At 45.8% G+C, this 26,034-nt stretch carries 33 protein-coding genes and 1 riboswitch; of the genes, 29 read left to right on the top strand and 4 right to left on the bottom strand.

Annotated elements, in window-relative coordinates:
* The first annotated feature begins 153 nt into the window (after window positions 1-153).
* The 14 genes from VN447_RS10075 to VN447_RS10140 all read left to right on the top strand — a co-directional run bounded on the left by VN447_RS10075 (window position 154) and on the right by VN447_RS10140 (window position 9,674).
* Window positions 154-756 carry a DUF2231 domain-containing protein gene (locus VN447_RS10075; protein WP_325525189.1) on the top strand — a complete coding sequence of 201 codons (603 nt, stop codon included), beginning with the start codon at window positions 154-156 and terminating at the stop codon, window positions 754-756.
* 130 nt (window positions 757-886) lie between these two features.
* The gene (locus VN447_RS10080; protein WP_325525191.1) at window positions 887-1,504 is read left to right on the top strand and encodes a class I SAM-dependent methyltransferase; all 618 of its coding nucleotides are present in this window, start codon (window positions 887-889) and stop codon (window positions 1,502-1,504) included.
* Window positions 1,505-1,679: 175 nt separating this feature from the next.
* On the top strand, window positions 1,680-1,892 hold the full coding sequence (locus VN447_RS10085) for an SHOCT domain-containing protein (RefSeq protein WP_325525192.1): 213 nt from the start codon (window positions 1,680-1,682) through the stop codon (window positions 1,890-1,892).
* Window positions 1,893-1,897: 5 nt separating this feature from the next.
* Window positions 1,898-2,041, top strand: coding sequence for a hypothetical protein (locus VN447_RS10090; protein WP_325525193.1), 144 nt, complete (start codon window positions 1,898-1,900; stop codon window positions 2,039-2,041).
* 81 nt (window positions 2,042-2,122) lie between these two features.
* The gene (locus VN447_RS10095; protein WP_325525194.1) at window positions 2,123-2,377 is read left to right on the top strand and encodes an SHOCT domain-containing protein; all 255 of its coding nucleotides are present in this window, start codon (window positions 2,123-2,125) and stop codon (window positions 2,375-2,377) included.
* Window positions 2,378-2,515: 138 nt separating this feature from the next.
* Window positions 2,516-3,226: a L,D-transpeptidase family protein gene (locus VN447_RS10100; protein WP_414714899.1), complete on the top strand. Its 711-nt coding sequence runs from the start codon at window positions 2,516-2,518 to the stop codon at window positions 3,224-3,226.
* Between the two features lie 173 nt (window positions 3,227-3,399).
* A complete protein-coding gene (locus tag VN447_RS10105; protein ID WP_325525196.1) occupies window positions 3,400-4,428 on the top strand; it encodes a hypothetical protein in 1,029 nt (342 codons plus the stop codon).
* 37 nt (window positions 4,429-4,465) lie between these two features.
* The gene (locus tag VN447_RS10110) at window positions 4,466-5,167 is read left to right on the top strand and encodes a DUF5326 family protein (RefSeq protein ID WP_325525197.1); all 702 of its coding nucleotides are present in this window, start codon (window positions 4,466-4,468) and stop codon (window positions 5,165-5,167) included.
* A gap of 9 nt (window positions 5,168-5,176) precedes the next feature.
* Complete coding sequence (locus VN447_RS10115; protein WP_325525199.1) at window positions 5,177-5,947, top strand: hypothetical protein; 771 nt, start codon at window positions 5,177-5,179, stop codon at window positions 5,945-5,947.
* Window positions 5,934-6,287, top strand: coding sequence for a hypothetical protein (locus VN447_RS10120; RefSeq protein ID WP_325525201.1), 354 nt, complete (start codon window positions 5,934-5,936; stop codon window positions 6,285-6,287). Before VN447_RS10115 ends, VN447_RS10120 begins: the two co-directional genes overlap by 14 nt.
* Window positions 6,284-7,027, top strand: a complete 744-nt coding sequence (locus VN447_RS10125) for a hypothetical protein (protein WP_325525203.1) — start codon at window positions 6,284-6,286, stop codon at window positions 7,025-7,027. Before VN447_RS10120 ends, VN447_RS10125 begins: the two co-directional genes overlap by 4 nt.
* 1 nt (window position 7,028) lies before the next feature.
* Entirely contained in the window at window positions 7,029-7,469 is a 441-nt protein-coding gene (locus VN447_RS10130) for a hypothetical protein (RefSeq protein ID WP_325525204.1), read from the top strand.
* A 300-nt stretch (window positions 7,470-7,769) separates the two neighbouring features.
* Complete coding sequence (locus VN447_RS10135) at window positions 7,770-8,168, top strand: hypothetical protein (RefSeq protein WP_325525206.1); 399 nt, start codon at window positions 7,770-7,772, stop codon at window positions 8,166-8,168.
* A gap of 825 nt (window positions 8,169-8,993) precedes the next feature.
* Window positions 8,994-9,674, top strand: coding sequence for a hypothetical protein (locus VN447_RS10140; protein WP_325525208.1), 681 nt, complete (start codon window positions 8,994-8,996; stop codon window positions 9,672-9,674).
* A gap of 74 nt (window positions 9,675-9,748) precedes the next feature.
* Here the strand turns inward: VN447_RS10140 and VN447_RS10145 are convergent, their stop codons facing one another.
* The 3 genes from VN447_RS10145 to VN447_RS10155 all read right to left on the bottom strand — a co-directional run bounded on the left by VN447_RS10145 (window position 9,749) and on the right by VN447_RS10155 (window position 12,076).
* A complete protein-coding gene (locus VN447_RS10145; RefSeq protein ID WP_325525210.1) occupies window positions 9,749-10,081 on the bottom strand; it encodes a stage II sporulation protein P in 333 nt (110 codons plus the stop codon).
* Window positions 10,082-10,098: 17 nt separating this feature from the next.
* Window positions 10,099-11,247, bottom strand: a complete 1,149-nt coding sequence (gene spoIIP / locus VN447_RS10150; RefSeq protein ID WP_325525212.1) for a stage II sporulation protein P — start codon at window positions 11,245-11,247, stop codon at window positions 10,099-10,101.
* Between the two features lie 133 nt (window positions 11,248-11,380).
* Window positions 11,381-12,076 carry a CAP domain-containing protein gene (locus VN447_RS10155; RefSeq protein ID WP_325525213.1) on the bottom strand — a complete coding sequence of 232 codons (696 nt, stop codon included), beginning with the start codon at window positions 12,074-12,076 and terminating at the stop codon, window positions 11,381-11,383.
* Between the two features lie 190 nt (window positions 12,077-12,266).
* Window positions 12,267-12,390, top strand: a riboswitch (cyclic di-AMP (ydaO/yuaA leader).
* 72 nt (window positions 12,391-12,462) lie between these two features.
* Between VN447_RS10155 and VN447_RS10160 the strand changes: the two genes are divergently transcribed.
* The 14 genes from VN447_RS10160 (at window position 12,463) to VN447_RS10225 (ending at window position 23,255) form a co-directional block, all read left to right on the top strand.
* Window positions 12,463-13,083: a C40 family peptidase gene (locus tag VN447_RS10160; RefSeq protein ID WP_325525241.1), complete on the top strand. Its 621-nt coding sequence runs from the start codon at window positions 12,463-12,465 to the stop codon at window positions 13,081-13,083.
* Window positions 13,084-13,373: 290 nt separating this feature from the next.
* Complete coding sequence (gene mrdA, locus VN447_RS10165; RefSeq protein WP_325525214.1) at window positions 13,374-15,197, top strand: penicillin-binding protein 2; 1,824 nt, start codon at window positions 13,374-13,376, stop codon at window positions 15,195-15,197.
* 39 nt (window positions 15,198-15,236) lie between these two features.
* Window positions 15,237-16,919 (top strand): ABC1 kinase family protein, encoded by a 1,683-nt coding sequence (locus VN447_RS10170; RefSeq protein ID WP_325525216.1) that lies wholly within the window; start codon window positions 15,237-15,239, stop codon window positions 16,917-16,919.
* Window positions 16,920-17,373: 454 nt separating this feature from the next.
* Complete coding sequence (locus VN447_RS10175) at window positions 17,374-17,994, top strand: ferritin-like domain-containing protein (protein WP_325525217.1); 621 nt, start codon at window positions 17,374-17,376, stop codon at window positions 17,992-17,994.
* A gap of 120 nt (window positions 17,995-18,114) precedes the next feature.
* Window positions 18,115-18,294 (top strand): hypothetical protein, encoded by a 180-nt coding sequence (locus VN447_RS10180; protein WP_325525219.1) that lies wholly within the window; start codon window positions 18,115-18,117, stop codon window positions 18,292-18,294.
* A gap of 33 nt (window positions 18,295-18,327) precedes the next feature.
* Complete coding sequence (locus VN447_RS10185; protein ID WP_093792606.1) at window positions 18,328-18,528, top strand: hypothetical protein; 201 nt, start codon at window positions 18,328-18,330, stop codon at window positions 18,526-18,528.
* A gap of 248 nt (window positions 18,529-18,776) precedes the next feature.
* Complete coding sequence (locus tag VN447_RS10190; RefSeq protein WP_325525222.1) at window positions 18,777-19,199, top strand: hypothetical protein; 423 nt, start codon at window positions 18,777-18,779, stop codon at window positions 19,197-19,199.
* Between the two features lie 74 nt (window positions 19,200-19,273).
* Window positions 19,274-19,792 (top strand): DUF4149 domain-containing protein, encoded by a 519-nt coding sequence (locus VN447_RS10195; RefSeq protein WP_325525224.1) that lies wholly within the window; start codon window positions 19,274-19,276, stop codon window positions 19,790-19,792.
* A gap of 33 nt (window positions 19,793-19,825) precedes the next feature.
* Window positions 19,826-20,524 (top strand): YetF domain-containing protein, encoded by a 699-nt coding sequence (locus VN447_RS10200; protein WP_325525226.1) that lies wholly within the window; start codon window positions 19,826-19,828, stop codon window positions 20,522-20,524.
* A 13-nt stretch (window positions 20,525-20,537) separates the two neighbouring features.
* Window positions 20,538-21,260: a DUF421 domain-containing protein gene (locus VN447_RS10205; RefSeq protein ID WP_325525228.1), complete on the top strand. Its 723-nt coding sequence runs from the start codon at window positions 20,538-20,540 to the stop codon at window positions 21,258-21,260.
* 16 nt (window positions 21,261-21,276) lie between these two features.
* Window positions 21,277-21,477: a hypothetical protein gene (locus VN447_RS10210; RefSeq protein ID WP_325525230.1), complete on the top strand. Its 201-nt coding sequence runs from the start codon at window positions 21,277-21,279 to the stop codon at window positions 21,475-21,477.
* A gap of 18 nt (window positions 21,478-21,495) precedes the next feature.
* Window positions 21,496-21,684 carry a spore coat protein gene (locus VN447_RS10215; RefSeq protein WP_325525232.1) on the top strand — a complete coding sequence of 63 codons (189 nt, stop codon included), beginning with the start codon at window positions 21,496-21,498 and terminating at the stop codon, window positions 21,682-21,684.
* 80 nt (window positions 21,685-21,764) lie between these two features.
* Window positions 21,765-22,490 (top strand): DUF421 domain-containing protein, encoded by a 726-nt coding sequence (locus VN447_RS10220; protein WP_325525233.1) that lies wholly within the window; start codon window positions 21,765-21,767, stop codon window positions 22,488-22,490.
* Window positions 22,491-22,574: 84 nt separating this feature from the next.
* Window positions 22,575-23,255: a hypothetical protein gene (locus tag VN447_RS10225; RefSeq protein ID WP_325525235.1), complete on the top strand. Its 681-nt coding sequence runs from the start codon at window positions 22,575-22,577 to the stop codon at window positions 23,253-23,255.
* Window positions 23,256-23,496: 241 nt separating this feature from the next.
* Here VN447_RS10225 and VN447_RS10230 read toward each other — a convergent pair whose 3' ends face one another.
* Window positions 23,497-23,796 carry a CC/Se motif family (seleno)protein gene (locus tag VN447_RS10230; protein ID WP_325525236.1) on the bottom strand — a complete coding sequence of 100 codons (300 nt, stop codon included), beginning with the start codon at window positions 23,794-23,796 and terminating at the stop codon, window positions 23,497-23,499.
* A gap of 574 nt (window positions 23,797-24,370) precedes the next feature.
* On the opposite strand from VN447_RS10230, the gene VN447_RS10235 reads away from it, so the two are divergent.
* On the top strand, window positions 24,371-25,387 hold the full coding sequence (locus VN447_RS10235; protein ID WP_325525238.1) for a hypothetical protein: 1,017 nt from the start codon (window positions 24,371-24,373) through the stop codon (window positions 25,385-25,387).
* Window positions 25,388-26,034: the final 647 nt, after the last annotated feature.

The raw sequence follows: 26,034 nt of genomic DNA on the forward strand, positions 1-26,034 counted from the left end.
AATTTCTACGCACATTCATTAGAAATTCATATTGATTGTGTATAATAAAATGGCTTGTTAGTAATTTAGGCTGGGAGGGGGCTAAGGTCACAGGAAGAATAGCTTGCACCGTAGAGAATAACCCTATCTATTATGATGAAAAGGAGTCATTGTATGCAAAACTTTCATCCTGCAGTGATACATTTTCCTATCGCTTTGCTGTTAATTGGTTTTTTGTTTGACACAGTAAGTGTAATACTAAAAAAAGACTCGCTGCGCGGGGCTGGCTGGTGGTGTCTACTTATAGGCGTTGTGTCTATGGCCGTTGCCATTGGTTCAGGAATTTATGCAGAAAATACGGCTGGTCATAACGATGCTTCTCATGCTATTATGGAGCGACATAAAAATATTGAGTATGTCGCCGCAGTTCTTTTTGGTCTAATGTTGGTTTGGCGTAGTTTAAAAAGAACATTATTGCCTGGGACGGTAAGTCAGTTGGTTATATATTTCGCTATTGGCGTATTGGCCGTAGGCACAATGGCATATGGTGCTCATCTGGGCGGGCGGCTGGTCTATGAATACGGTATCGGGGTGACGGCTGTACCGCAAGAGACCGGAACACATGAACACAGTCATGGTGAAGGCTCAGACCATCATCAATCCCCACCAGCCCCCGCATCTAACAGCACTTCAACGGTACCCCATCCCAGTGCACCTAGTGTCCCGAAGTCAGGGGAGACTCATGTACATAGTGATGGAGCTTCTCATACACATTAAACTACGTGCAAAGCCAGCCGGTGACCCGGCTGGCTCGTTTGCATAGGACATTTTGTCAGATACTGTCTGACCGGTAGTTAATTCGGGGATAATGGATAACGGATATACATGTTCTAGGAGGTAGACTATTATGACTAAAATACCTGAAAGCCAAACTGATACTATCCGTAGAAGGTATAACCGGACTGCCTTATTTTATGACTGGATGGATAAAATGATTCCAATTAAGCTTCGGCGTAAGGCCGTTGAGCAAGCTACAGGGAAGGTATTAGAGGTAGGGGTAGGCACAGGCGCCAATCTGGAATTTTATCTGCCGGGATGCCAAGTGACAGGGATTGATTTTAGTCCAGGCATGCTACAAAAAGCTAAACAAAAACTGACCAAAGCCAAGATACCTGTTACTCTGTTGGAGATGGATGCTCAAGACATGACCTTTCCTGATAATTCTTTTGATACTGTAATTGCTACCTGCGTTTTTTGTTCAGTACCTGACCCGGTCCAAGGCTTACAAGAGGTCAAGCGGGTGTGTAAGCCAGGCGGGCGGATTGTTCTGCTTGAGCATGTACGCAGCGAAAACCCATTATTGGGATGGGTGATGGATGTCCTTAATCCGGTAGCTTTGCATGTCATCGGTTCGAATATTAACAGGGAAACAGTAAAGAACGTGAATGCGGCAGGCCTACATACGTATTCCATTGAGGAATATTCAGGGAAAATAATCAAGCTTATTGTTGCTTCGCCAGTTTGAATGGGTTTTGGACGAGTAAAGTTTCACAGGATTTACATCTAACCTTCATGAGATATTCATATAAACTTGGTACAATAACAGTAACGGCAGGATGGTGGCGGGTAAAGCGATACAGGCAGAAAACCGTCTCCGATACTAGCCAAGTTTTAACTATGTTTATACGAGGAGGTTTGGCATGATTATTATGTTACTATTATGGGTGGCTACGCTTGCAGGTGCGGTTTACTTAGCTAGGCGGGTTTGGGAGGCTTATGGGCACAAGCTGCGGCTTCCCCAATTCGAGATAGATGCTCTGGAGTTAGCCAAGCGTCGTTATGCCAGTGGGGAAATTGACCGTGACCAGTATCTTGCTATCAAACAAGAACTGGCTGGGGTTGAGCAAGGTTAGAACTCATGGTTTCGTTACGAGGTGTACTCATTTTTCGGCTTGTTACTGCTCGTGATTGTAACGTCAGCGGTGTTACCGGCGTTGAGCATGAATGCGGCTCAAGGCGGACTGGCATCCAACATGAACATGAGTCAGATGCCGATGCGTAGCATGAGTATGGGCCAGATGCCAATGGGTATGCGTTCCTGAAACGGTATGGGAATGTAATATTTTAATTGGAGGGATGATATATGTATTATTTGGGAGGCTATCCAGGCGGGTACTTAGGAAGCCTGTTAGCTACTCTGGCTTCGTTTCTTTTCTGGGGGTTAGTAATAGTCGGCTTCGCCTATCTTGTACGATGGGCGTGGGACTTGGCCGGTGAAAAATTTGGCCCGCAAAGACCTGTGGCAGGTTCCCTAGAAACGGCTAAAAGGCGTTATGCCAACGGTGAAATAAGCCGGGAAGAGTATTTAGCCATAAAGGCTGAACTACTCTTTTTGTAACAAGTAGAGCTAGCCAAGCAAACCGCGTTGTGACTAACGGCGCTGTTTGCTTTTTTTTTGTAATGTCATATTCTAGGCACTGCCTTCATATCATCAATAATACGATAGCCCATATTTGAGTATAGGGGACTGAAAAAAATGCGTCTGGCTACAGTAACTATAAATCGATTCAGGTTGTTTTCAATTGCGTTACTGCTAGTGTTACTGCCTGTTGTTAACTTGCTGGCCGAAGACCCGCTGGAGAACCAGCCTATTGCCGCAGTTCAAACGCAGCCTAGCCAACCGCCACAAGGAGAAGTTAGTGTAATTGTCAAGATACCTGAGCGTGTACTTGAACTCTACGACAGTAACGGATTATATAAGCAATACCGGATTGCGGTGGGCAAAAGTGATACCCCCACACCGATAGGCGACTGGAAGGTAGTCTGGAAGGATTATAATTGGGGTACAGGGTTTGGTACAAGGTGGATGGGCATTAATGTACCGTGGGGAATCTATGGAATACACGGTACAAATAAGCCATGGTCTATTGGAAAATTCGCAAGTCATGGCTGTATCCGTATGAGAAACAGCGATGCAGAACAGTTATTTGAGTGGGTGCCGATAGGAACAATAGTTCGTATTGAAGGGCCAATAAACAAAGTGAAGAGAGAATTAAAACATAAGATGTCAGGGCAAGATGTGGTACTCCTGCAGCGCAAATTAAAAGACCTGGGCTACCTTTCCGACAGGGCTGATGGAATATTTGGTAAAGCCACCGAGGAGGCAGTAAAAAAATACCAGGAAGCTAACAATCTACAACCCACGGGTGTTGTTGATAATGGACTCATAAGCATCCTGAAGATTTAAAAGGACATTGTAGATTTTAAACAGCCATATATTGATTTTTTGATAACCGGGCGTAGGCCTGTTTTTTTTTGCTTTTACCGTCGGGAGGCGCGTAAGTGTTTATTTAAAAATACGCATAAAGCTAATAAAAATTTCTCATATTAACATTGAAACCATGAGTTGGAGTTGATGTGATGAGGTTCCTGTTAGTTCTCGTTGTTGTTGTATTAATTGCCGGTGCGGCACTCTACGGCGCACAGATGATGGGCATTCAGATTCCTTATGTATCCCAGTTTTTTGCTAATATGGCCCCTGGCGGCGGGCATGGTGGGAATCAGATGGCAGGTATGCAGGGGGGGAATCTGATGCCGCCCAGCCCGTTCAATAATTTAGCCAGTCAGAATAAAGATAGGCTGGTTCAAGCCACTACTATACTTAATCAGGCTATGGAGCTTATAACTAATGACCCATATTCTCAGATTACGCAGCCTAGTCAGCCAACTCCGCCAGCGCGGGACAGTGGCACAGGTGCCATTACTGTACCGCCGCGTGAGGGCGTGACTATTAATATTAATCCAGGCAGTCAGAGGCGGGATTTTCCGCCCAATACAGGAAACATTGTGTATGACCAAACAAAGCTAGAGCAGCTGCACAACGGAATATTTAAGTTTTCGCAGGCCATGATGCTGCTTAACGAACTCAATAACGATTTAACAGACCAGAGTGTTATGCCTGAAGCCAATCCGCCTATGGTTGACACCTATGTTGTCAAATATAACCTAATCCAGCAAAACCGGACTAAACTGGTTCAGGCCAATCGACTGCTGCAGGAATCGGTAGCCATGGCTAACGTAAACCCATATGCTCCCTCTGATGGGTATGTGTATAATACCCAGAAAATGCAGCAGCTCCATCAGGGAATATACGAATTAGCCCGCAGTGCGCTGATCTTGAGCCGGTTGAGTGATGACTTGAACCAGCAGATGACCCAAATCGCCTATGAGGCCAGGTTAGCCCGGGGGCAAATGCCGGCCAACTCCATGGTCGGTATGAGCGGCATGGCTGGCAGGAATACTATGACCAATATGCAGCAGGGCTCTATGACTGGGGGAGACACTTCATGGATATTCAATCTAGCGATAATTATCATTGCGTTTGGTATGGTACTGGGGGTCTTGATTCTCATTAAACGGCTGATTAATGATGTTAAAGCCTCCCAGTAACCATTTACCATATATTAAAAAGAAAGGAAGGGACAGTATGGGTGATACGACAAAAGGGGATCCCATTTTGAGAGTAGTCCTCATTGTCTTTGTAGGGCTGCTTGTCTTCGGTTTCTTGTTTGGCACCAATTTCGGCGGTACTGGTTATGCTGGCAATAATGTCGGTCATCACGGTATGGCTACTACTGCTGGCGGCTATGGAGGAGGAGCTTTCTTCGGCGGGATAATCCCAGGGCTCATCGGGTTTCTCATGCATCTGTTAATTCTAGTGCTGGTATTTGCGCTGATTGCCGGTTTAATCATGGGTGTCCGCAAATTCACTAACCAGCCTGATGGGTTTCTCAAGTCGTCCAAGGCTGTGGAATATGTCAATCAAGATCCAGTGCTTAGAACCATGGCCATCGTGTTAGCCGTAGTGTTTGGTCTGTACTTTATTACGGCGCTCTTTAATGGCATGCAGTTTGGCGGTGGTTATAGCGCGTCACCACAGGTGATGCTGTTTATGCTCATTGGGTTCTTGGTTAAGCTGTTAATGCTGGCGCTTGTCATCACCTTAACGGTGGCTTTGGTGCAGTATTTGAAAGCCCAATTTGATAACGAACAGGAGGTTAGTCAACAGGCAAATGGCGCTAGTGTGATTCAGGCTGAACCGCCGGCACAACTATCTTCGCCGCCTGCTTTTAACCCAAATGGTAATAAACCAGGAGATAAACCGGGAGATAAACGCGAAGGGAAATAGTTGATAACCGTGAAACTTCGATTGGAATTTGTGTTGCATTGGCTGCTAACTGTTATTTTTGCCGTGCTCACGATCAGTGGCTTGGCGATGGTGGGTGCCCGATTTGGTTGGTTGCTTAACTACGATATCGCCACCGCCGACTTCATCCACAGGGTAATCGCTGTTCCCTATGTAGTACTGGCCTTCCTTGCTCTTGGCCAGGAATTTAGCCGGGTGCTAAAGGATGACAGCCGGCTCGATTTGGGTTGGTCGATATTCGGCAGACAAGGGTATGGGTTATTTACTTTGCTGACAACCCTTCTGTTTATTGTCACCGGCATTATCCTCTGGAAAAGCCATGACAACAAAGCTGCCATTGCGTTTGCTATGTTCGTGCACGAAAAGCTAACCTATATTGTACTGGCCAGTTTAGTATGGCACATGTACCAGAAGGCACACGCCCTGCTCTGGTCTACAGAGCAGTTGTCCGGTAATCTGATGACCCAGCGCTGGTTCAAGGTAGGAATATGGTTTATTGCCTCTGCCTTCTTCTTTGCGGTGGCAGTCGTCATGGTATCGGTTGGCGGACCTGACCCGAGTAAGCAGCAGGTTGAGGCGTTCATGGCCGGCATGATGCAAGCCATGAAAAACTCGCTGATGGGCATAGCCGCTATGGATTCAAGTGGGCAAGGTGGTGTAGTGGAGCTGTCTGTGCCACTATTTACCAATTTACTGGTGATAGCCCTGGTTTTGGCGGCTTACCTGGTGTGGAGGAGCGCGAAATCGAATGAACCAGGCTAAACTTCACTTTTGGCAACTATCCTTTATATTTTTGCTTATTGTCGTCCTGGCTTTAGGTACTGTGTGGCAGAACCATAAGGCTGAGACCAGTAACATGATGACCCAGATGATGGGGCAAAGCATGGGGGACATGATGCGCATGATGCATGCATCCAATATCACATTATCTGATCTCTTGGTCTGGAAGCAGGAAATGGCAAAATCTATGACTATGACCATGCAGGACCAGGGAGGATATCTGCGGTGGGTGCATGATTTCACCACGAGCATCATTTTTTTCCTCACGCCGTTTATTTTATCCATTACCATGCTCTTGTTAATCGTGTGGCACTTGAGGTGAATGTATTGAGCAGTCTGGGATTCCTGGGATCCATGTATATGTTTTTCCTGATCGCCTTGTTGGTAGTGGCGCTGGGCGCAGGGGCTAATTATTTGGCTCACAGCGTTGTTAGTATTCTAGGCAAGCCTGATACTGTGCCTTCCAACATGAACTACACTACAAAATTTAAGGGAGGATATAATTTTATGGAAAACAATCCGTGGCTGAGGTATGCATTGTATTCGTTTCTGGGTATCTTGCTGTTGATGGCTGTTGTCGGTCTGCTCGCTCCTAATCAACAATCGATGTATGGCCAGTCGTATGGCCGCGGTCAGATGATGCCGGGCATGAATGCCGGTTTTGCTGGTAACATGCAAATGCCGTATGGTAATGCCTCATTTAACGGTGGTATGATGGTGCCGGTCATTATGGTACCTGTCAACAGTATGCCAATGGGTAATATGATGGGCCAAATGCCGATGGGCAATATGAGTATGGGCCAAATGCCAATGGGCATGCAAAATTGGGGTTGGGGTATGCCGGTGGGTAATATGCAAGGTGGCGGCGGTATGGGAATGATGGGCCAAATGCCCATGGGTATGCAAGGTGGCGGTATGGGTAATATGCAAGGTGGCGGTGGCGGTGGTGGCATGGGCATGATGAACATGTCTGGTGGCGGTTCTGGCGGTAGTATGTCAGGCGGTTCCAGTGGCGGTTCGTCGGGTGGTTCCTCCGGCGGCGGTATGGGTGGTATGATGTAGTATGCGTAAAGCGTTTCTGGTAGCTTGTTTAGCAAGCCTAATAGTGATAAACGGCTGCAGCGGTCAAAAGAACCCGCCGCCGGCTACGCCTCCTGTTCAGCAGCAGGGAGGCGGACAACAAGCTCAGCACAACATGGCTAACATGGAAGACCCCAATCCTATCATAGCGCAAATGAACCAAGCGCTTGATGATGTGGCCGCCAAGTCACAAGCCAATAAACTAACCGAAGCCAGACCTTCGGCAAGTAATCTGGTTACGCTTAACAATCGCCTGTCGGCTCATTTCTCAGATGCAGGGTTTCGAGACCGGCTAAGTCAAGCCATTATGGCTTTAAATAACGAAGTCAACAAGCCCTCACCTGATAAGACAGCGGTAGACAAGCAAGTCGAAACAGTAAGGGGGCTAATAAAAGAAGCTCCAGCCAAAACTATGGCCCATTAACGGTTAGAAAAAACCTTTGCAACAGCGCAAAGGTTTTTTCTTATGAGCCAGAACCGATCAAGACTTTCGCCAGTGTCCAAAGGATTTGGCACAAGCCAGCCTTTTTCTTATCTCTTAGCTGGCAGACAATGGGTTGTAACCCCATACTTGGTAAAATTGGGAGCAGTGCTGTGAGACTTAAAAAAATTCATGAGTTTTTCACAGGGTATTCATATGATATTCATTCTAATTTGATATAGTTAATAACAGAAACAGAACCACTGATACCGCTATTAAACGAAATATAAGGAGGACTCTAAAATGATGATGAATCAAGGCATGAACCAAGGTATGAACATAGGTATGGGTGGCATAAATCAAGGCATGAGCCAGGGGATGAACGGTATTGGGCAAGGCATGGGTGTTATGAATCATGGCGTAGATGCTTATGGCCAAATGAGCAACATGGCTATGTATAATCATGGGAATATGGCGAATATGACTAACATGGCGAATACGCCCGGCATGATGCCTGGTTCAGGTTTTGAAAGCTTACTTGGCAGCTTAGCCGGTTTAGCCATTACACTCTTGTTCTGGGCGCTCTTAATTGGCGGTTCGGTATTCTTGGCCAGAGGACTGTGGGAGGTGTTTAAGGCTAAGAAGGCTACGCCTCAAGCTCCCGTCATAGTAGCTAAACAGGTAGAGGTTCTGGACAACTAGATTATCTATAAAAAGCAGTCAGCGTGTGCTGACTGTTTTTTATTTGAGATAGCACGCTTTAGAGCTATCACGCAAATAGCTCATTATAGTGTGTTTTGGGGTGTCTATTGATTTGTGGTAGGTTGGGGGAATTAATTTGACAATATGGAACAGAAATGATGCAGTCCGCGAACGTGTGAGGGAAACTGCCGGTACTTTTATTAAAAACGGTTTTTTTTGGCCTTTGGTGCGCTGCTTGGTGCGGTAATTTAGAAAGAGCTGACTTCAGCCATTATGATGAATCTGGCACAGGGTCGCTACAGGTTGAAATTCATTACACTGGTTATTATTTGTTAGTAGTCTCACTGATTGCCATGGTGTATCTGTTCTTTAAGATATTCCGGCAAGTTAAGTGCTAAATAACAGGAATTCGGCTGAGCTGCGGGAGAGTTCCTATATGTATAACAATACGGTGAGTATCCTTGATAATACAAACACCAAGGTTATCGGCAAGGTCGAGGTCGGTAAAATCCCTAAATGGAATTACCTTTAAGCCGTAAAGTAAAAATAGAGGTTCAATAAGGGATATGAAATAAGAATATATTTGCTGCGACTGCCTGGCATGTGGTGCTGGGATTTTTTACTTACCAAAGCGGTGGGAGACCAAATGTAGGCATTGGCATAGCAGTTGTCTTTACGGCTCATGCTCATTTCGTACCATACTTCAGAAGCCATTCTCGATTTTGGATAAACTGGTAAAACAACACAAGTTTTTCATAAGTTGTTCATCAGATATTCACATTAGTTAGGTATGATTTTGGTAAAGAAATCTAGGAGGTAATGAAAATGAAAAAGACTTTTATAACCGCATCTTTACTGGTGAGCATGATGGTAGCGGGTGTGGCTTCAGCCAACGAATTTCTCCCGGAAACAAACAAAATTAAATCAGACATCCAAACAGTTCTGGTGAGGGAAGGCAGCACTAAAAACGGTCCCCAATATGCCGTGATCGACCGTAATCCTACTGGGTATAACAAACAGGTAGTTGGCGGGCGTACTATTGAGGGCTGGATCAAAGACGGTGTGGCATACACCGCAATTGACGGAGCCGCAAATAAGGCGTATCGTATTAATAAGGACCTCGAAACAATCCTGGTGAGGCAGGGCAGCAGTAAAAACGGTCCCCAATATGCTGTGATCGACCGTAATCCTACGGGATATAACAAACAAGTAGTTGACGGGCGTACCATTGAGAGCTGGATCAAAGATGGTGTAGCATACACGGCCATTGACGGTGTCACAACTAAGGCGTATCGCATCAATAAGGACCTCGAAACAGTCCTGGTGAGGGATGGCAGCACTAAAAACGGCCCTCAATATGCCGTGATCGACCGTAATCCTACTGGATATAATAAACAGGTAGTTGGCGGACATACCATCGAGGGCTGGATAAAAGATGGTGTAGTTTACACAGCAGTTGACGGAGTTATTGTAAAAAAGGGAACCCATTCGGTAGGTAGAAAGTAGCATAAGAAATAGTTGCTCTGCTTGGTGTGGCCGGACGCAAGACAGGACAAACGTGTAAGGCGTTTGTCCTGTAATTATTTGGGGTTTTGGTATTTTTTCAGATTAACGTCCTCAACAAAGCGGGCATATGACCGGTTTTCCTCTACTTTGACAATGGTGTAACGCTTGTTAGTGTCTGTGATCAGTTCATCACCGACGGTAGGCGGTACCGAGATTTGCATCAAGGTTTCACCGGTTGTTTCCTCTAAGATGAGGTAGGAAGTATAGCTTTGCGGCTGCGGTGACGGCAGCGGTTTTTGCTCCGGAGCGGGACGGCTTGTCACATATAAGCCAAGGCTTACGGCCAGCAGTATGGAAGCAATTGCTAATACAGAACGAGGAATACAGAAAAATCGGCTATTTTTCATGGATTAAATACTCCTCATCATTTACGTTTTTTTCGTGAACGGAATATGTCACCAAACTCATATTTGCCGAAACGGAGGAGTTTGGTCTTGGCTTCTTGCAGGCTGCCTGTGCTGAGAAAAAGGAAAGCACCTGTACCCACAACCAGTGCGCCAATGATGAGCAGGGTATCTTGGCGTGGACCGGGATCATTATTGGTAGCAATGTCTGGAGATATGGCAGCTGTTGGTGAAGGGGCGGCCGGAGCCGCCTGAGCCTGAGCTGGCGGAGCTGCAGTGCTGGGAGCAAGAAAAGAGGGTATCACATCGGCAAATAGAGCGGCGCTGCGGTCGGCGGCTTCCCGGTTATTATACTGGGTGCCGATTTCAACAAGAATACTACGAGGGTTTAAATCCTGGTTATAACCGCCTTTCGCGATAAAGATACCGCGTACTAAGCCTTGGTATTTGGCATCAGCGGCTGCTTTGATGGTCTTGGCATAGTTCATGGTGGTATTGATATTTTGATTTTGTTGCCCAACGACTAGTAATATTTTGGTCGCATCCTGGCCGTTTACTTGGACGTTGTACATGGATGCGGGGGCGCTGTCGCGATGGATATCAAATATAGCCGCCGGCTGCTGCTGAAGTAGCTTCATCACGGTGCGCCGGGAGCGCTGATAAGCGTTGGCATCATGGGGATCGTGAAGGGTTTTGTCATGATTGGTCTGGTAACCGAGTTCGGACAACCGTTTACTAAAGGCATCCCCTACAAGCAGGATGCTGCCGTTGCCATTCACGGTAGCTTTACCGTCGGTAGGGATGTAGGATTCATCTGTATGCGTATGATAGATGCTCACCAGTTGACCCTCAGGCTGTGTTGGTGCTTGCACAGGCACAGTTTCCGGCCATAGGCTGCTAAAAGACTCTTCACGAACATATTCTGCTGTTGCTGTTGTACCTTGAACGGCAGTAATAGTATAGACCCGGTTATCTTCATTGATAAACTCGTCACCAGGATGAACGGCAAGCCCGGTTTGAAAGACTAGATGACCCTCTATATCCATGATTGTCACAAAACCGTCGCTTACTTCGGTGGCAATGTCAACCGGCGCTGCTGCACTTTGGTTGACAATGAGTGCTGCTAGCCAGATCATGCAACTAATGGTAAGGTAATACAGTGTCCGCATAATTCACCTCACGCATATGTTAATCAATGGTAGCATGACCTGCCGTTATAGATTTTATGCTAAAAGTTTAGTAAGCCCTATGTATGAAAAATATCCTGTAGGCTAAATTTCCCTACAGGATATTTTAGGCTATCTAGTCAATAAAGTTTTGCACTATATAAACAGAACCTTGCGGGCTATAGCGCACACCAATACCGACTTGTTTGTAGTTGGGGTTAAGGATATTAGCCCGGTGGCCGGGGCTGTTCATGAAGGCTTGCTGGGCCGCAGTCACATTCCGGTTGATGGCCAGGTTTTCGCCAGCATAGCCGAAGGAGATACCGGCGCTGCGCATCCGGTCAAAGGGAGACTTGCCGTCAGGATTAACATGGGCAAAGAAATTCCGGTCAATCTCGTCCTGCGCATGCCGTTCGGCTACAGCGGTTACTACAAGATTAAGTTTTAGCGGCGGCAGTCCGTTGGCGGCGCGGTCAGCATTTAATAAATTGAAGGCCAATTTTTCGTCGGCAGTGACACCGCTAGCCTTAGGTGCTTGTGGTACAGAGGGTGTTGGATTGGTGGCCGGTGGGGACGCAGGCGCGGTGCCTTTCGCCGGTGCGGCACTATCGGCTTTATCGCCCTGGTTGGTTAGGGCGGCGATGAGACCTATCGCCAATATCCCCCCGAGAATGGTATTAGTTGTTCCATTGCTGGGCGCAGCAATTTCCGGGGCTTGCTCATCGGCGGCAGCCGCCCAAGCGGTAGCCCATGCTCCACCCCAAGATGTTGTAACAAGAGACAGGGTCAGGAGACTTAAGGTCAATGTTTTATACAGTTTGCGTTTGAACATTAGGTTCCTGCTTTCTAGTTTAGCGGACGTAAACGGTATGCGTTTATTTACCGTATATCAGGTTATTCGACACAACCAAGCCAAAACCTTTGGTAAGGATTACCGAAACGATGCGGCATGTAAAATAGGTCTTGTCGAATTTAGGTGAATTTGGTTATAATGCACAGGAAGGAGGTGACACTGGGGCGAGTAGGTAAATACGCCGAATCCTGGATAGGTACGGAGGACCCTTTTTGGGGGTGAAGCGCTACAACGCGGGGCTGAGCCTGGCCCTAACCCGGCAGCTAACTCCGGAGGCGACGAAAGGCGGTTCGAAATTGATACAAGGTTCATGGAAAAAAGCAGCAAAAAAAGCATTATTGGTTGTACTTACGAGTGGGCTGCTCATGAGTAGTGCAGAAGCAGCTGCCCTCCGGTTGGGAGACAGCGGTTCTGATGTGGCTCTTTTACAAGAGAGGCTGCAAAGCTTGGGATATAGCGTCGGCGGTGCCGACGGTGACTTTGGTAGTCAAACCGAAGCGGCGGTCAAGGCCATCCAGGCTGACCGGGGGTTGGAAGCCGACGGTATCGTTGGTGAAGCTACCTGGAGTGTACTCAGGCTGCCCGGTACGCCGGTAAGTCGAGGACGAGGTGACAGTGTCGCCGTTAGCCGCATTTTAGCGACAGCAAAACGGCAGCAAGGAGTTCCTTATCTATGGGGTGGCACCACCCCCAACGGGTTTGACTGCTCAGGCTTTACCCAATATGTATTCGGTCTAAACGGCATTTCCCTGCCAAGGACGGCCGATGTTCAGTTTGAAGTTGGGTTTCCGGTAACAGGAAGTCAACTGCAGCCAGGCGACTTGGTGTTTTTCAGCACATATGAGCCTGGCCCGTCCCATAATGGTATTTACCTTGGCGATGGCAGGTTTATTAGCGCGTCTTCCAGTCGTGGTGTAGCCATTGACCGTCTGGACAGCCCATACTGGGGCCCACGATTTATCGGTGCCCGGCGGGTTGTGCGGTAGAAGTTTTAAAATTCACAGTCAGAATGCCCCAAGCTTTCATTTGCGAAAGCTTGGGGCATTCCAATTTTGGGAAGCTGGTTAAGTAAGAAAATTAGGGCATAGGCCAGGTGAGCGAATTGCTGTTGGGTTACTAGTTAGCCACCATGATGACCGCGTGATTATTCATGCCAATGGGAGTATTTTGCAAAGAAGACAAATATAGGTGTTAATGCTATGAGTTGAATAGCATGTTTGCGGAAACCATAATAAAGAGAGTAAGGATAAAATACTGGAATTGGGTGAAAGTCATCATGTGGGATAGGTTAGAGAACAATCGCACCAAGTCATTTTTACTGATTATTATTGGTGTATTTGTAATCCTGATCGGGCGCTTGGCTTGGCTGCAGCTACTGCAAGGGCCTCAGTTTAAGATGTTGGCCGAGGAAAACCGCATTCGCCAAATTGCCGCACATGCGCCACGAGGGACTATGTATGACCGGAATGGGGCGGTGATTGTCAGCAGTAGGCCTAGTTTTGCAATCTCCATTATCCCTAATGAATACACAAATCCAGCTGAAGTTACCCCGTTTTTAGCAACTTTGACCAGGCTTTCAGCCGAACAGATTACCAAAATGCTTGCTGACAGCAAAGACTATCCTTATACGCCACTGCGCGTAAAACGGGATGTGGACGAGGTTACTGTCACCCAAATTCAGGAACGCAGAAGTTCCCTGCCAGGGGTTATCATTGAAGCAATACCGGTGCGTCACTATACCTATAAGCAACTGGCCGCTCATATTTTCGGCTATATCGGGGCCATCAACGAGGAAGAGTTTGCCAAGCGCAAAGCGCAAGGCTATCATCCTCATGACCTTGTCGGTAAAGATGGATTGGAGCGGATATGGGAAGATACGCTGCGGGGTGTTGAAGGCGGCAAACAAGTAGAGATGAACGCGGCAGGGGAAGAGACAAGAGTTGTTGGCGAGAAAGCGCCAATTCCCGGTAAGGGACTGGTATTGACACTGGATGCCAATCTGCAAAAGGCGGCGGAAGAGGCATTAGCTGCCCAAATTGAAACAAGTAAAAAAATCGGTGAACCGGCGAAAGGCGGCGCGGTCGTTGTTTTGAACGTAAAAACCGGCGGCGTATTGACAATGGCCAGTCTGCCGGCTTTCGATCCGAACTTATTTGCCAGTGAAATTAGCAGTAAGGACTGGAACAACCTGATAGCCAATCCGAACAATCCTTTGGCCAACCGGGCAATCCAGAGCGCCTATCCACCGGCATCGGTATTTAAGATCGTCACAGCCGCGGCCGCGCTGGACGGCGGGTTTACCACCCCAACTGAGGTATTTGAAGATAAAGGCGTGTACATGTTAGGCAATTGGCCCTTTTACGGTTGGGAACCGAAAGGTTTAGGCCGTCTCACCATTGTGGATGCCCTGGTCTGGTCTAGCGATCCATTCTTTTATGAAATGGGCAATCGGATGGGAGTAGATACTCTGGCTTCCTATGCGCTAACCTTCGGCTTCGGAAAACTCTCCGAAATTAAACTTATCGGTGAAGAGCATGGCAACGTACCGACTGAGGAGTGGAAGCAGAAGACGTTCGGCGAACAGTGGTACCCAGGTGAGACGCTGATCGCGGCTATCGGCCAGGGTTATTATCTCGTCACGCCGATTCAGCATGCGCTAGCGTTCATGGCGGTAGCCAATGGCGGTATTGTGTACCGGCCCATGCTGGTGGATAAAATAGTTTCCCCTGATGGTGCCACGCTAGAAAAATTTGAGCCTGAAGTTTTGCGTACCGTTTATCTAAAACCGGAGATATGGGACACCATACGCCAGGGGCTTGTGGGGGTAACAACCAAGGGGACGGCGTCAAAAGTCTTTGCCGGTTTTCCCAAAACGGTGGCTGGTAAAACCGGGTCAGCCGAAACCGGACGACGGGCGACGCATTCCTGGTTTGCTTGCTACGCGCCGGCAGAGAACCCCGAAGTTGTAGTGGCCGCCTTTGTCGAAGACGGTGGTGAAGGTTCGGTCGCTGCGGCGCCGGTCGTTCGTAAAGTGCTGGACGCTTATTTTGGGATACCATCAACTGAGCCGCCGGTGATACCGCAGGGCAAAACCGATTAGTGGGATTAAGGCTCAACATCTGCTGTGGGAGGAGATTGGATGGCAATTTGGCAGCGAGAAGACGCGGTGAGGGAAAGGGCTCGCCACATCGCCGCCGTATTTATGCGGCATGGATTTGGCTTTTTGGTGAAAGACTTAGGTCTACGGCAGTTTCTTAGCTTTGGTTCATGGGTAGGAGCCGACGGTCTGGAAAAGGCGCTTAAAAGTGAGGAATTCCGGCGGTTGGCAGAGCGGTTGCCGGGAATGCTGGAAGAATTGGGGCCGACGTTTATCAAACTGGGTCAGTTTTTGAGCAGCAGGCCGGATATAGTGCCGGTCTTCGTGACAGATGCATTAAAACGATTACAGGAACAAGTGACGCCCACGCCCTTTGCAGAGATTCAGAAGCAATTTGCCGAGGCACTGCCCGGCTGGCAGGACGTATTTTCCTTCATTGACCCGGAACCGTTAGGGGTGGCCTCCATTGCCCAGACTCACGTTGCGACCTTGCGGGATGGACGCAAGGTGGTTTTGAAAATTCGCAAGCCGGAGGTTATCAATCAAATCGAACTGGACCTGATGGTGCTGCAAAAAATGGTGAATTTTTTGGCCGATCAACCGGAAGTGAGTAGGCTAATGGATATCGAAAACAGTTTTGCCATTTTTGCTCACTCGTTACGTAAGGAAATTGACTATACCGTAGAGGCCGGTAATATTCAGCTTTTTAGCCGTTTGCTGGCCGGTTCGGGATTGGCCCGCACTCCCCGGGTGGAATGGGAATTGAGCAACGCGAATGTGCTGACGATGGAATACATTGAGGGGATAAGCATTGAGGCTGCGGCTGAGAAAAGCGATTTAGCAGTCCGGCGGAAACTGGCCCGTAAGTTTTTAGAAAGCTTTTTACGCCAAGTATTACTCTATGGCGTGTTTCACGGTGATCCCCATTCCGGTAATATTCGACTGACCAATTCGGGTGAAATCGTATATTTTGATTTCGGTATCGTCGGACGCATCGACCCGCGCATGACGGAACGTCTGGTGGAGAATTTCATTGCCATCAAGAACACGGATGTGGAAGCGCTAATGAATGTGGCGTTGGAGATGGGGCAATCCACAGGACAGACCAATTGGCAAAATTATTATGAGGATATGGCGGAACTCATGTTTGTGTCTCAGGGTATGGCCCAGGGTAAAGTGGAGATTGGACAAATGATTTTCGGTATGATGCAGATATCCCAAAAACACGGCATCAGGATGCCGATGAGATTGTTGCTCCTTGGGAAGGCTTTCACCATTGCCGAGGGCAACGCCCGGAAAATCGACCCGGAGGTGAACTTCCTGGAGATAGCAAGGCCGATAATTGAGGAGTATCTGAGTAAAAATATCATTCCAGAGATCAGTGAAGCGACCGTCCTGTCTAACATTCTGAACATTAAGAAAAATTTACGGGTTGTGTTTAGCGAACTGCCTATGTTTCTTTCCGGTTTAACCCGGGGAGACAAAAAAATTCCGTTGGCCATCAGTGGTATGGACTTTATCGGGGACAAGCTGGACAAGTCCATCAACCGCATTGCCTACAGTCTGATTATTGCCAGTATGCTCCTGACTTCGGCGATTATGATGCATTCCGGCGAAGGACCGATTCAGTGGCAGATACACAATACCGGTTATTATCTCCTGCTGGTCTCATTAGGGGCAACGGTATATCTGTTTTTAAAAATTTTTCGGCAGGTAAAAAAATAGCTCTATTGCTCTATTTCAAAATAATTAATTGGGAAGACATATATTGTTTTTTTGTGAATCTGGTTTCGCATTTCTACTTGGGGTATATGCTATCGCCAAAAGCAAAAAAAAAGATACCTAGATAATCTAGTCGCTTATTAGAATATAATCCCGGTAATTGGCATTCATGTAGAAAAGCGAGGTGGAGGAAAGGACACTTTGAAATGGGGCAGAAAGAAAAAAAGCACCTCTTATGTCGCGTACAACAAAGGGATTGGGGAATATCCAGAAAGTTGAACCTCTGAAAATTAGGATTAAGCACAGTTAGCGATAAGCATGCCAGTAGCTCCTTTCGGTTTTCCACAGTATATGCTACTCAATACAATAACTTGCCAAGAAGACAAGTTTCAATAAGTAGCCAGACTGAATAGAGTATAGTAGTATGACATAACTAGTTTATGGGAGGGAGTAACTGATGGCACCGAAAGGGATGATGAGCAAAAAAATGGGTGGTTCCAATATGATGGGCTGTAATTCGATGATGATGGATATGGAAGAGTTGGAGTGTCCGAATCATCCAGACTTAATTCTGTTGCGGGATGCGGCGGCTGATGAGAGGGAAGCCATTGCCATGTATTTTCAGGCAGCTCGGCAAACGTGTATGACTGATCTATTTCTGGATATAGCTGAAGATGAGATGCAGCATTATGTAATGGTTATGCATCATATCAGCATGCTTGACCCTGTGCAGGCCGAAAAGCTCAAAGAAGAGGGACTTGACGAACTGACTATGAGCGGCATGATGAAAAAAAAGCGGGCAAAATGGATGAAAAAGCCTGTCACGCCCGAACCGGAAGATATAGCGGTGTCGCCGCTCGATGCTGAAGAGATGGAGGAAGTTTGTTATCTGACCAAGGCGTTAGCCTCCGAGTTTCATGCGATCAATAAATACCAATGCTATATGGAAAAGTCAGAAAACGTTCATAATCAGCACCTTTTTTGTCACCTGATGAATGAGGAAAAAGAACATGTGGCCGAGCTTACCAAAGCCATGTTCGACATTACTCAGGAACCTTTGCCTAAGGAAAGCGATTAAGCACAAGCAGCTAGCAGTTCCTACCGGAAGTAGGCGTTGCTGGCTGTTCTTTTTTTAAACGACATCTAGGCTTAAATGCAACCGAAATGGTTATATTATACCTGGATGGGAGGTGAGATCATGGCAAGCAAACAGCAGATCCAACAATGTATCACCAATTGTACCAACACGGCCAATATGCTGCGAACAGCGGCTAACGCTGTTCCTAACGCCGGTGTGAGGGAAATGGTTACATTCGGCGCAACTCATGTTGAAATGTGTATTCGCCAGTGTGAACATGCATCCATGCAAGCCCAATAAGATACAATCGTTAAAGAAAGAGGTGAACCATGTATGGCAGCTAATCCTGCTAATGACATCCAACAATGTGTGCAGCAATGCCAGCAAACAGCCGGGCAGCTTCGTTCAATGGCAACTCAGGAGAACAATACACAGGTAAAGATGATGTTGAACGAAGGAGCGCATCATCTTGATCTGTGCATCGAGGAATGTCAATATTCGTTAAGTCAGCTTCAGACCCCAGCTATGGTATAACTTAAAGTTAAACAAGCCAGTCTTGAAAAAGCACTGGCTTGTTCAATATCATCAATTGCTGTTTTCTAAAGGGCTTAACAATAACTTACCGTTAATGTTTGAGCATGTATATACCAACTGAAAGTTGTCTTGTACCATTGGTACATCCATAGGGGTCTGACAGTGGGTAGCAAACCCGTATAACTTATGTGTAAAAGATAAACAATATAGTGTGAAAATAACTGAAATCTTAAGGAGGGAACTGGCCTGTGGAAAGAAATATAGCTGTCCTTATCGGTGGCGTGATTGGTGGGGCTGTCAAATTGGTGGTGGATCAGCTAGCCTTTGCTAGTGGAATTTCGAGTGTAGATACAATAGGCACAGTTTCTAATTTATTATTCGTACAATCCGGCATGGGGTGGTTTATTTACGTAATAGTCACTGGGTTTGCCGGATGGCTTGCAGCTAGGCTGATATCTCAAGAATACTTAGTTTCCTATTTTTCATCAGGACTCATTTTAGGTATAGTTCTCTGGGCACTTATGAATATTTTCTTTATTGTGTCAGGAATAGCTACTCCTACTTGGTCGATGGGGATAGGAAGTTTTGTTATAAACTTATTTTCTCATCTGGTACTTGGCATAGTAATTGTTTACACTATTTCGAGAACAAAAATCGATATTATTAGATAGCTTAGGAAGCTGTTCAAAAGTCAGGTTTGATATCTTAAGCCAAATGATGGATATTTCAAGGGGAGGTTTATCCTATGGAAGGAAAAGAGCTCTTACACACAATATCCGGCGCATTACATATCCTGGCCGCCGTTACCTGGATCGGCAGCATGATATACAGCGAGTTTGCTGTTAAGCCGGCATTAAAACCGTTGCCCGATATGAAGGCCCATGCGGTTAATGGCATGGCTATGAAAAATTTTTCCACACTCACTTGGACCAGCCTTATCATTCTTATCCTTACCGGCAGTTATGCGACCCTGGATAAGAAAAAGGAACTTACTCCACTGCTTGAAGAACCGTCAGGTATTGTTTTGACGATCAAACTAATTCTGGTAGCAATCATGATTGGCATTTTACTAATCCAGGTTTTTAGTATAGGCCCCAAAATGAGCAGTCTGATTAACCCGTCGACACCGCAAAACCAAGAAAACCAAATGCAAATGACGCGAGTCTCCAATTCAGCCACCAATTTGTCAAAAATTCATTTATATGCCGGTGTTCTCATTGTCATTCTGGCGGTTATTCTGTCAGCATTACTGGAAAAAAGTTGATGAATCACGTTTGCTGATTTAGGAGGAAATACTTTGGAATGGAAGTCCTTTTGGGAAGGAAGTAAGGATATATCTACCTTAGCCTTGGTTATCCGGGCTATTATCCTTTATATTGCCTTGATTGCTGCCACCCGAATGATGGGGCACCGCCAGGTCGGCATTTTATCAGGCCACAATTATCTGGTAGCAGCCGGCATCGTGAGCTTGGCTGCTGTCCGCATGGTTTCCCCGGAATCTTCGCTCACTGCTGGCTTGGTAATTGTTTTTGTTTACGCTGGCGTCAACGTTTTGTTATCCTATTTGGATATAAAATGGCCGAAAGGCATCGACCGGCAGGCCACCGTCCTGATGCAAGGCGGACGCTTGCTCAAAGCAAATTTGCTGGATTGTCATGTGACACTGGACAATCTGTTAGGGCAATTAAGGCTTAAAGGAGCACATAATCTTTCAGAAATTGATACCATTGTTTTAGAGCCTTACGGCAAAATCAGCGTTGTTAAGAAACCCGAGGCATTACCTGTTACCAGAAAGCAAATGAACCTGCCGCCGAAGCCGGTAGCACTGCCTACTATTCTTATCTATGATGGAGTCATCGACGAGGTAAATCTTCATCAGTTGGGGTTAGATCATGTGTGGCTATTAAAAAAATTAGGCGAAAAAGGTATTACTAATCCGAAAGATGTGTTTCTGGCCATGCTGGAGGCGCAGGGTACAGTCTATATAAGTGTGTAAAGAAGGGATGAATTTGGAACTATTACAAGATGTATTCGGAACTGCTGAGAAAATCAGCCCGTTTATTTTTGTTTTACGGACTCTTGTGGTGGGAATCATGCTGTATGTGGAAGGTAAAGTCTTGCCCCACCGGTCGGGCGGTCAATTTGCCGGTTATGATTTCGCTTTTTTCTGGATGATGGGCGGACTTACCGCCGCTCCTTTGTTTGAACCCAAGATAAGTATCATTAATACGGTTGCGGTAGTAACAGTGATTTATCTTATGCACTATCTCATCTCCTACATAGCCGTAAAAAACAGGACTTTTGCCAAGGTTGTATTGGGGCAAGCGGTGCCATTGATTGCGGGAGGAAAAATTCTACGCGAGAATATGGCCAAAACTTTCTTTCCCTTGGAACTTTTGTTATCAGACCTGCGGACAGTAGACGCTCCGAATCTTAATGAGGTAGAGGTAGCGGTGCTGGAAACCAGCGGTCATGTCAGCGTTCTAAAAAAATCCGATTATCAGCCGGTAACACCCAAGGACTTAAACAGGAAAACCATGGGAGGTGGTCTGCCGACCATTCTAATTACTGAGGGAAAGGTTTTAGCAGAAAACCTGCATGAATTAGGCTATGATGAAAAATGGTTAAATGAGCAGCTGCTGAAAAAAGGCATCACCAACATCAAGGATGTTTATGTTGCGCTGATAGATGCCGCCGGTGAATTATACTATTCAGTAAAAAACCAAGGCTAAGGAGGTTATCATCATCATGCTCACCGAACAGGAAATAATGAATAACGCATTGAAAGAAATGCTGGCTCATGAGGAGAGTATGGCCAAGAAGTATGCGGATCTTTCCCAGCAAATTACCGATCCCAAACTCCAGCCGATGCTCAAGGGGATGGAGCAGGGCGCTCGCAATCACTACAGTACGCTTTCACAGGCCATGTCCAAGCTTGGTATTGTATAAAAGGAACGGAGGGATAAAATGAATACTGTTGACTATTTAACTGATGTCATGCAAGATGAAAAAATGATGCAGTCCATGTACAATAAGAACATGATGGATATTAGCAATCCCGAAGTACGGCAGCTTTTTACACAACTCCGAGATGCAAAAATGCAAAACCTCTCGCAATTACAGCAGGAAATTCAAACCATGATGGGGCAAGGGTAAACACAATAATCGGATACGTCAAACGGAGAGAAGAGAGGTAGAACAACTACCTTTCTTTTTTCATAAGGGGGGGAACTCAGGTGGAAAACATTGTTGATATTGGTATACGAACGTCTCTAAGCTTTGTAATATTATTTGTACTAACACACATAGCAGGGCGAAAAGCAGTTTCCCAATTAACCTTTTTCGACTATGTCAATGGTATTACGATCGGTTCTATCGCCGCAGCGATGGCGGTTGACAGCAGCATCGGCATCGTAGCAGGCGTAGTAAGTCTGGGGGTTTGGACTGTATGGATTATGATTATCAATTTTATTACGTTAAGGAGTGTTCCTGCCAGAAAACTGATTGATTCGGAGCCGATAATGGTAATCCATAACGGTAAGATACTGGAAGATAATCTGGGCACTAGATATTTTAATGTGCACCATCTCTTAAAGCAACTGAGAATGCGCGGTGTATTCGACCCTAATGAAATAGAAGTCGGCATAATGGAATCCAACGGACACTTAAGTATATTGAAGAAGGCTCAATTTCAACCCGTTACGGCGAAGGACTTAAATCTATCTTCTCAAGGCGCGGCAGCAAGCCAATTTGTTGGTAAGGAACTGGTGGTTGACGGAACAGTAATCGAAAAGAACTTAACGGAAAGCGGGTTAACCCGACCGTGGTTGGAGAGCCGGTTACAATCACAGGGGGTAACTGATTTAAATGAAGTAACGTTAGCCACTATAAATCCCGACGGCACGCTTTATGTAGATAAAAAAAGCGACCAGGCACCGCTTAATCAATATGTAAATAACTAAAGAATATTTTGAGCGGATCGAACAGGTGGTTCTCGAAGACGTGCTAGGTATAATATGGATAAAGAAATCAAGGAGGTAATGAAAATGAAAAAGACTTTTATAACCGCATCTTTACTGATGAGCATGATGGTAGCGGGTGTGGCTTCGGCCAACGAGTTTATCCCGGAAACAAATAAAATTAAATCAGATATTCAAACAGTCATGGTGAAGCAAGGCAGCGGAAAAAACGGTCCTCAATATGCCGTGATCGATCGTAATCCTACTGGATATAACAAACAGGTAGTTGGCGGCCAAACCATTGAAGGCTGGATCAAAGACGGTGTAGCATACACCGCAATTGACGGAGTCCCTACTAAGGCTTATCGCATTAATGGGAACATCGAAACAGTCATGGTCAAGCAAGGCAGCAGTAAAAACAGTCCTCAATATGCTGAGATCGACCGTAACCCTACGGGATATAGCAAAAAGGTAACTGGTGGCCAAACCATTGAGGGCTGGATCAAAGACAGTGTAGCTTACACCGCCATTGACGGAGTCACAACTAAGGCGTATCGCATCAATAAGGACCTCGAAACAGTCATGGTCAGGCAGGGCAGCGGTAAAAACGGTCCTCAATATGCCGTGATCGACCATAATCCTACTGGATATAACAAACAGGTAGTTGATGGACATACCATCGAGGGCTGGATTAAAGACGACGTAGTTTACACCGCAGTTGATGGAGTCGTTGTCAAAAAGGGAACACATGCGGCAGGGGGAAAGTAAAATCAGAAATAGTTACTCTATTGGCATAGCTGGAATGCAAGAAAGGACAAACGTGTAGGCGCTTGTCCTTTCTTTATTTGAGGTTATGGTGTTTTTTCAGAGATATAAGACCTCTAAGGATACTTATAGTCTCGGTATTTTAATAGACAAAAAAATTCCGGAATTTGGCTACCTATATGATCGCCCAGCCTGTAAAAATTGCCGGTGGAACAATGCTAAATAGAGTCTTAAGGTGGGCAGATCAAATCCCCAGGGCCAATAGTTGTTTATAAAAAAATACTCCTTCTACTTTCACTGTAACAGCTTTAAACGTATCTGAAACAGTATCTGGATAATAAACTTCGATGCCGTCGATGTCTCTTTTGTTATATATATTAATATCAAAAGGACTTACACCTAGTTTCACAGTTGGGTATACTCCTGCCCCTACACTACACCCGCAATTTGATCCTTCTCGCTTGCCAACACCGAGGGTGATTGCTTTATCCGGACTTTTCTTTACAATATAGCTACGCGCTGATGACTCAAGGGAAATATTCATTTTTAGTAACCTCACTTTCATTAAGATTTACGGCCAAAACTAATCTTGTTTCTCATGCTTAATTATAAAAGAAAAATGTGTAAATCTTATGAAAGAAATGTGTAAAACTTATGATTTTCAATAAAAAGCACTCGTTTTACTTAGCGATAATTTTCGATAGACTTATTTTCTACTGAAAAACATGGGAATTCAACTGAAGATACTACATATCGTTTCCGTCTCGATCCAACAGAAAAAATTAATAATGACACCAAGCTTCACCTATCTTCATAAAAAAAACATAATTTATTCACAACTTATTCATAAGTTATTCATAATAACTTGGTAATATTAAAGATAAATTTCTCCGAATCGTATGCTCGCACTATGAATTAGCAAGCAATGATTGTTGGGTTTATAAGTAGTGATACGCATTTATGAGTTTAAACACTGTTAGGCTGGGAAGGAGGTGCAATCTTAGGTTGCCTAACTGCACGAAACTCTTGATGACAAGCTGTATAACGGATAAGGAAATATAAGCCACTTATCCCTCCACTATAGCTTGTAATACAAACTAAAAACCTAGGAGGAAAACATGAGTAAAAAAATAATTACTTTAGCTCTGGCGGCTATGTTTGCTCTATCCGCCGGAACAGCGATGGCGATGCCTCTTGATTTCACTGGCGACTTTCGTTTACAAGGCCGTGTCTATGACGATACGACCAGTGGAAACGGAGCGGTCACAGACAAAAGATCTTTTTTTCAGTTTCGAGCCCGTTTGATGTTCAATGGCCAGTTAGATAAGGATACTGCTTTCTTCGGGCGGATCAGCAACCGTAGCAATTTTGGTTCTCCTGCCTTGTCGGCAAATGATTCCACCAAGACTACTGAGTTTGACTGGTATGGCATCAAAGGTAAGCTGGATGACTGGAACTACAGCCTCGGTCGTCAAGCTGTAACTCTCGGGCAAGGGTCCATCTTAGGAACTGGTGCCGATGCCTCTGGTGTTACCAACCGTTTTGATGGTGTCATCCTTACCAAGAAACTCGGTGACTACAACGTCAATGTAATTGGTGGAAAAACTATGAATGTATTAACCTACATTCCCGATTCTGGCGCAGCGCAATGGTATGGTTTTGACGTCAGTAAACAATTGAGCAAAAAGGTTCAAGCAGGTTTTGCTTTTGCGTCCGCCAAACAGGATAATGCCGCTACTGATTCCCGCAAATACTTTTCTGTAAATACTAATATTCAGGCTACGCCCAATATCGGCATTAGCGGCGAGTACACCCGCTCTAATGCGGATACTAATAATGCAGCCTACTTTGTGGCTAGTACCTATAGCTGGGACAAGAATAGTTTTACCGTACAATACAACAACGTGGAAAACAACAGCGTTGACAAAGTTGCCGGCAATATCAGCCCCTATGCCTATTCGTACAGCACCAACAACCTTTGGACCGGTGATACCAAATATTCGGGCTTTACCTACGCCTATAACCGTACCATCAGGGACAATCTATCCTTCCATGCTGTCTATATGAACTTAAAAGCGGACGGACGGACAGGCGCTGATAAAAATTTCGCCTCCGGTTTGGTTTGGAGCTTCTAATAAATAATTTTAGGCGAATACTCGGGGGCTAGCTGCCCGCACCGGGACCTTCAGAAATTATCCCATAGAATGCATACAGAATGCGAAATACTCGTCCAATGTTCCGGCTCTTCAATTGCTTTTGGCCGGAAAATCCACTACCCTACGTGCTACTTTTCTTATACGCGCTACGCGTAAAACGGGATGTGGACGAGGTTACCGTCACCAGAATTCAGGAATGCAGAAGTTCCCTGCCAGAGGTTATATGATAACGAAAAACCGGACAAAATCTTGCTGAGATTTTGTCCGGTTTATTTCGGTACTAGTATACCATTGATGTGAAAGTTATTTTGCACAGAAATGTACAGGCGTTCTAATTTGGTCAGCAAAACTACTTTTAGCAGCAGAAGTTTAAATCCCCACAAGCCCAATTTTGGTTGCAAAACAATGTGTCTTTTTAATTGATAGGGATTGCTGTCTGAAACATTGATGCTGGCAATTCCCGAAAAAGCACCCCGGTATCCGACGAGGCCACTGAAGAAGTCCCTTTAATACTTAAAAAGGTATAGACCCTCAAGAAAACTGAGGAGGCTGTACCTTTTTTCCTGTATAATAAAGGTATTAAAGGGAGCAGGTGAGTCAAATGATTCAACAACAACAATCTATGG

The organism is Sporomusa sp. (genome assembly GCF_035561155.1).
GTDB lineage: Bacteria > Bacillota > Negativicutes > Sporomusales > Sporomusaceae > Sporomusa.

Excerpts from the sequence above, each read along its gene's own strand:
- VN447_RS10075 (WP_325525189.1), top strand. The coding sequence starts at position 154 with ATGCAAAACTTTCATCCTGCAGTGATACATTTTCCTATCGCTTTGCTG.
- VN447_RS10080 (WP_325525191.1), top strand. The coding sequence starts at position 887 with ATGACTAAAATACCTGAAAGCCAAACTGATACTATCCGTAGAAGGTAT.
- VN447_RS10085 (WP_325525192.1), top strand. The coding sequence starts at position 1,680 with ATGATTATTATGTTACTATTATGGGTGGCTACGCTTGCAGGTGCGGTT.
- VN447_RS10090 (WP_325525193.1), top strand. The coding sequence starts at position 1,898 with ATGGTTTCGTTACGAGGTGTACTCATTTTTCGGCTTGTTACTGCTCGT.
- VN447_RS10095 (WP_325525194.1), top strand. The coding sequence starts at position 2,123 with ATGTATTATTTGGGAGGCTATCCAGGCGGGTACTTAGGAAGCCTGTTA.
- VN447_RS10100 (WP_414714899.1), top strand. The coding sequence starts at position 2,516 with ATGCGTCTGGCTACAGTAACTATAAATCGATTCAGGTTGTTTTCAATT.
- VN447_RS10105 (WP_325525196.1), top strand. The coding sequence starts at position 3,400 with ATGAGGTTCCTGTTAGTTCTCGTTGTTGTTGTATTAATTGCCGGTGCG.
- VN447_RS10110 (WP_325525197.1), top strand. The coding sequence starts at position 4,466 with ATGGGTGATACGACAAAAGGGGATCCCATTTTGAGAGTAGTCCTCATT.
- VN447_RS10120 (WP_325525201.1), top strand. The coding sequence starts at position 5,934 with ATGAACCAGGCTAAACTTCACTTTTGGCAACTATCCTTTATATTTTTG.
- VN447_RS10130 (WP_325525204.1), top strand. The coding sequence starts at position 7,029 with ATGCGTAAAGCGTTTCTGGTAGCTTGTTTAGCAAGCCTAATAGTGATA.
- VN447_RS10135 (WP_325525206.1), top strand. The coding sequence starts at position 7,770 with ATGATGATGAATCAAGGCATGAACCAAGGTATGAACATAGGTATGGGT.
- VN447_RS10140 (WP_325525208.1), top strand. The coding sequence starts at position 8,994 with ATGAAAAAGACTTTTATAACCGCATCTTTACTGGTGAGCATGATGGTA.
- VN447_RS10145 (WP_325525210.1), bottom strand. The coding sequence starts at position 10,081 with ATGAAAAATAGCCGATTTTTCTGTATTCCTCGTTCTGTATTAGCAATT.
- spoIIP (WP_325525212.1), bottom strand. The coding sequence starts at position 11,247 with ATGCGGACACTGTATTACCTTACCATTAGTTGCATGATCTGGCTAGCA.
- VN447_RS10155 (WP_325525213.1), bottom strand. The coding sequence starts at position 12,076 with ATGTTCAAACGCAAACTGTATAAAACATTGACCTTAAGTCTCCTGACC.
- VN447_RS10160 (WP_325525241.1), top strand. The coding sequence starts at position 12,463 with ATGAGTAGTGCAGAAGCAGCTGCCCTCCGGTTGGGAGACAGCGGTTCT.
- mrdA (WP_325525214.1), top strand. The coding sequence starts at position 13,374 with ATGTGGGATAGGTTAGAGAACAATCGCACCAAGTCATTTTTACTGATT.
- VN447_RS10170 (WP_325525216.1), top strand. The coding sequence starts at position 15,237 with ATGGCAATTTGGCAGCGAGAAGACGCGGTGAGGGAAAGGGCTCGCCAC.
- VN447_RS10175 (WP_325525217.1), top strand. The coding sequence starts at position 17,374 with ATGGCACCGAAAGGGATGATGAGCAAAAAAATGGGTGGTTCCAATATG.
- VN447_RS10180 (WP_325525219.1), top strand. The coding sequence starts at position 18,115 with ATGGCAAGCAAACAGCAGATCCAACAATGTATCACCAATTGTACCAAC.
- VN447_RS10185 (WP_093792606.1), top strand. The coding sequence starts at position 18,328 with ATGGCAGCTAATCCTGCTAATGACATCCAACAATGTGTGCAGCAATGC.
- VN447_RS10195 (WP_325525224.1), top strand. The coding sequence starts at position 19,274 with ATGGAAGGAAAAGAGCTCTTACACACAATATCCGGCGCATTACATATC.
- VN447_RS10210 (WP_325525230.1), top strand. The coding sequence starts at position 21,277 with ATGCTCACCGAACAGGAAATAATGAATAACGCATTGAAAGAAATGCTG.
- VN447_RS10215 (WP_325525232.1), top strand. The coding sequence starts at position 21,496 with ATGAATACTGTTGACTATTTAACTGATGTCATGCAAGATGAAAAAATG.
- VN447_RS10225 (WP_325525235.1), top strand. The coding sequence starts at position 22,575 with ATGAAAAAGACTTTTATAACCGCATCTTTACTGATGAGCATGATGGTA.
- VN447_RS10230 (WP_325525236.1), bottom strand. The coding sequence starts at position 23,796 with ATGAATATTTCCCTTGAGTCATCAGCGCGTAGCTATATTGTAAAGAAA.
- VN447_RS10235 (WP_325525238.1), top strand. The coding sequence starts at position 24,371 with ATGAGTAAAAAAATAATTACTTTAGCTCTGGCGGCTATGTTTGCTCTA.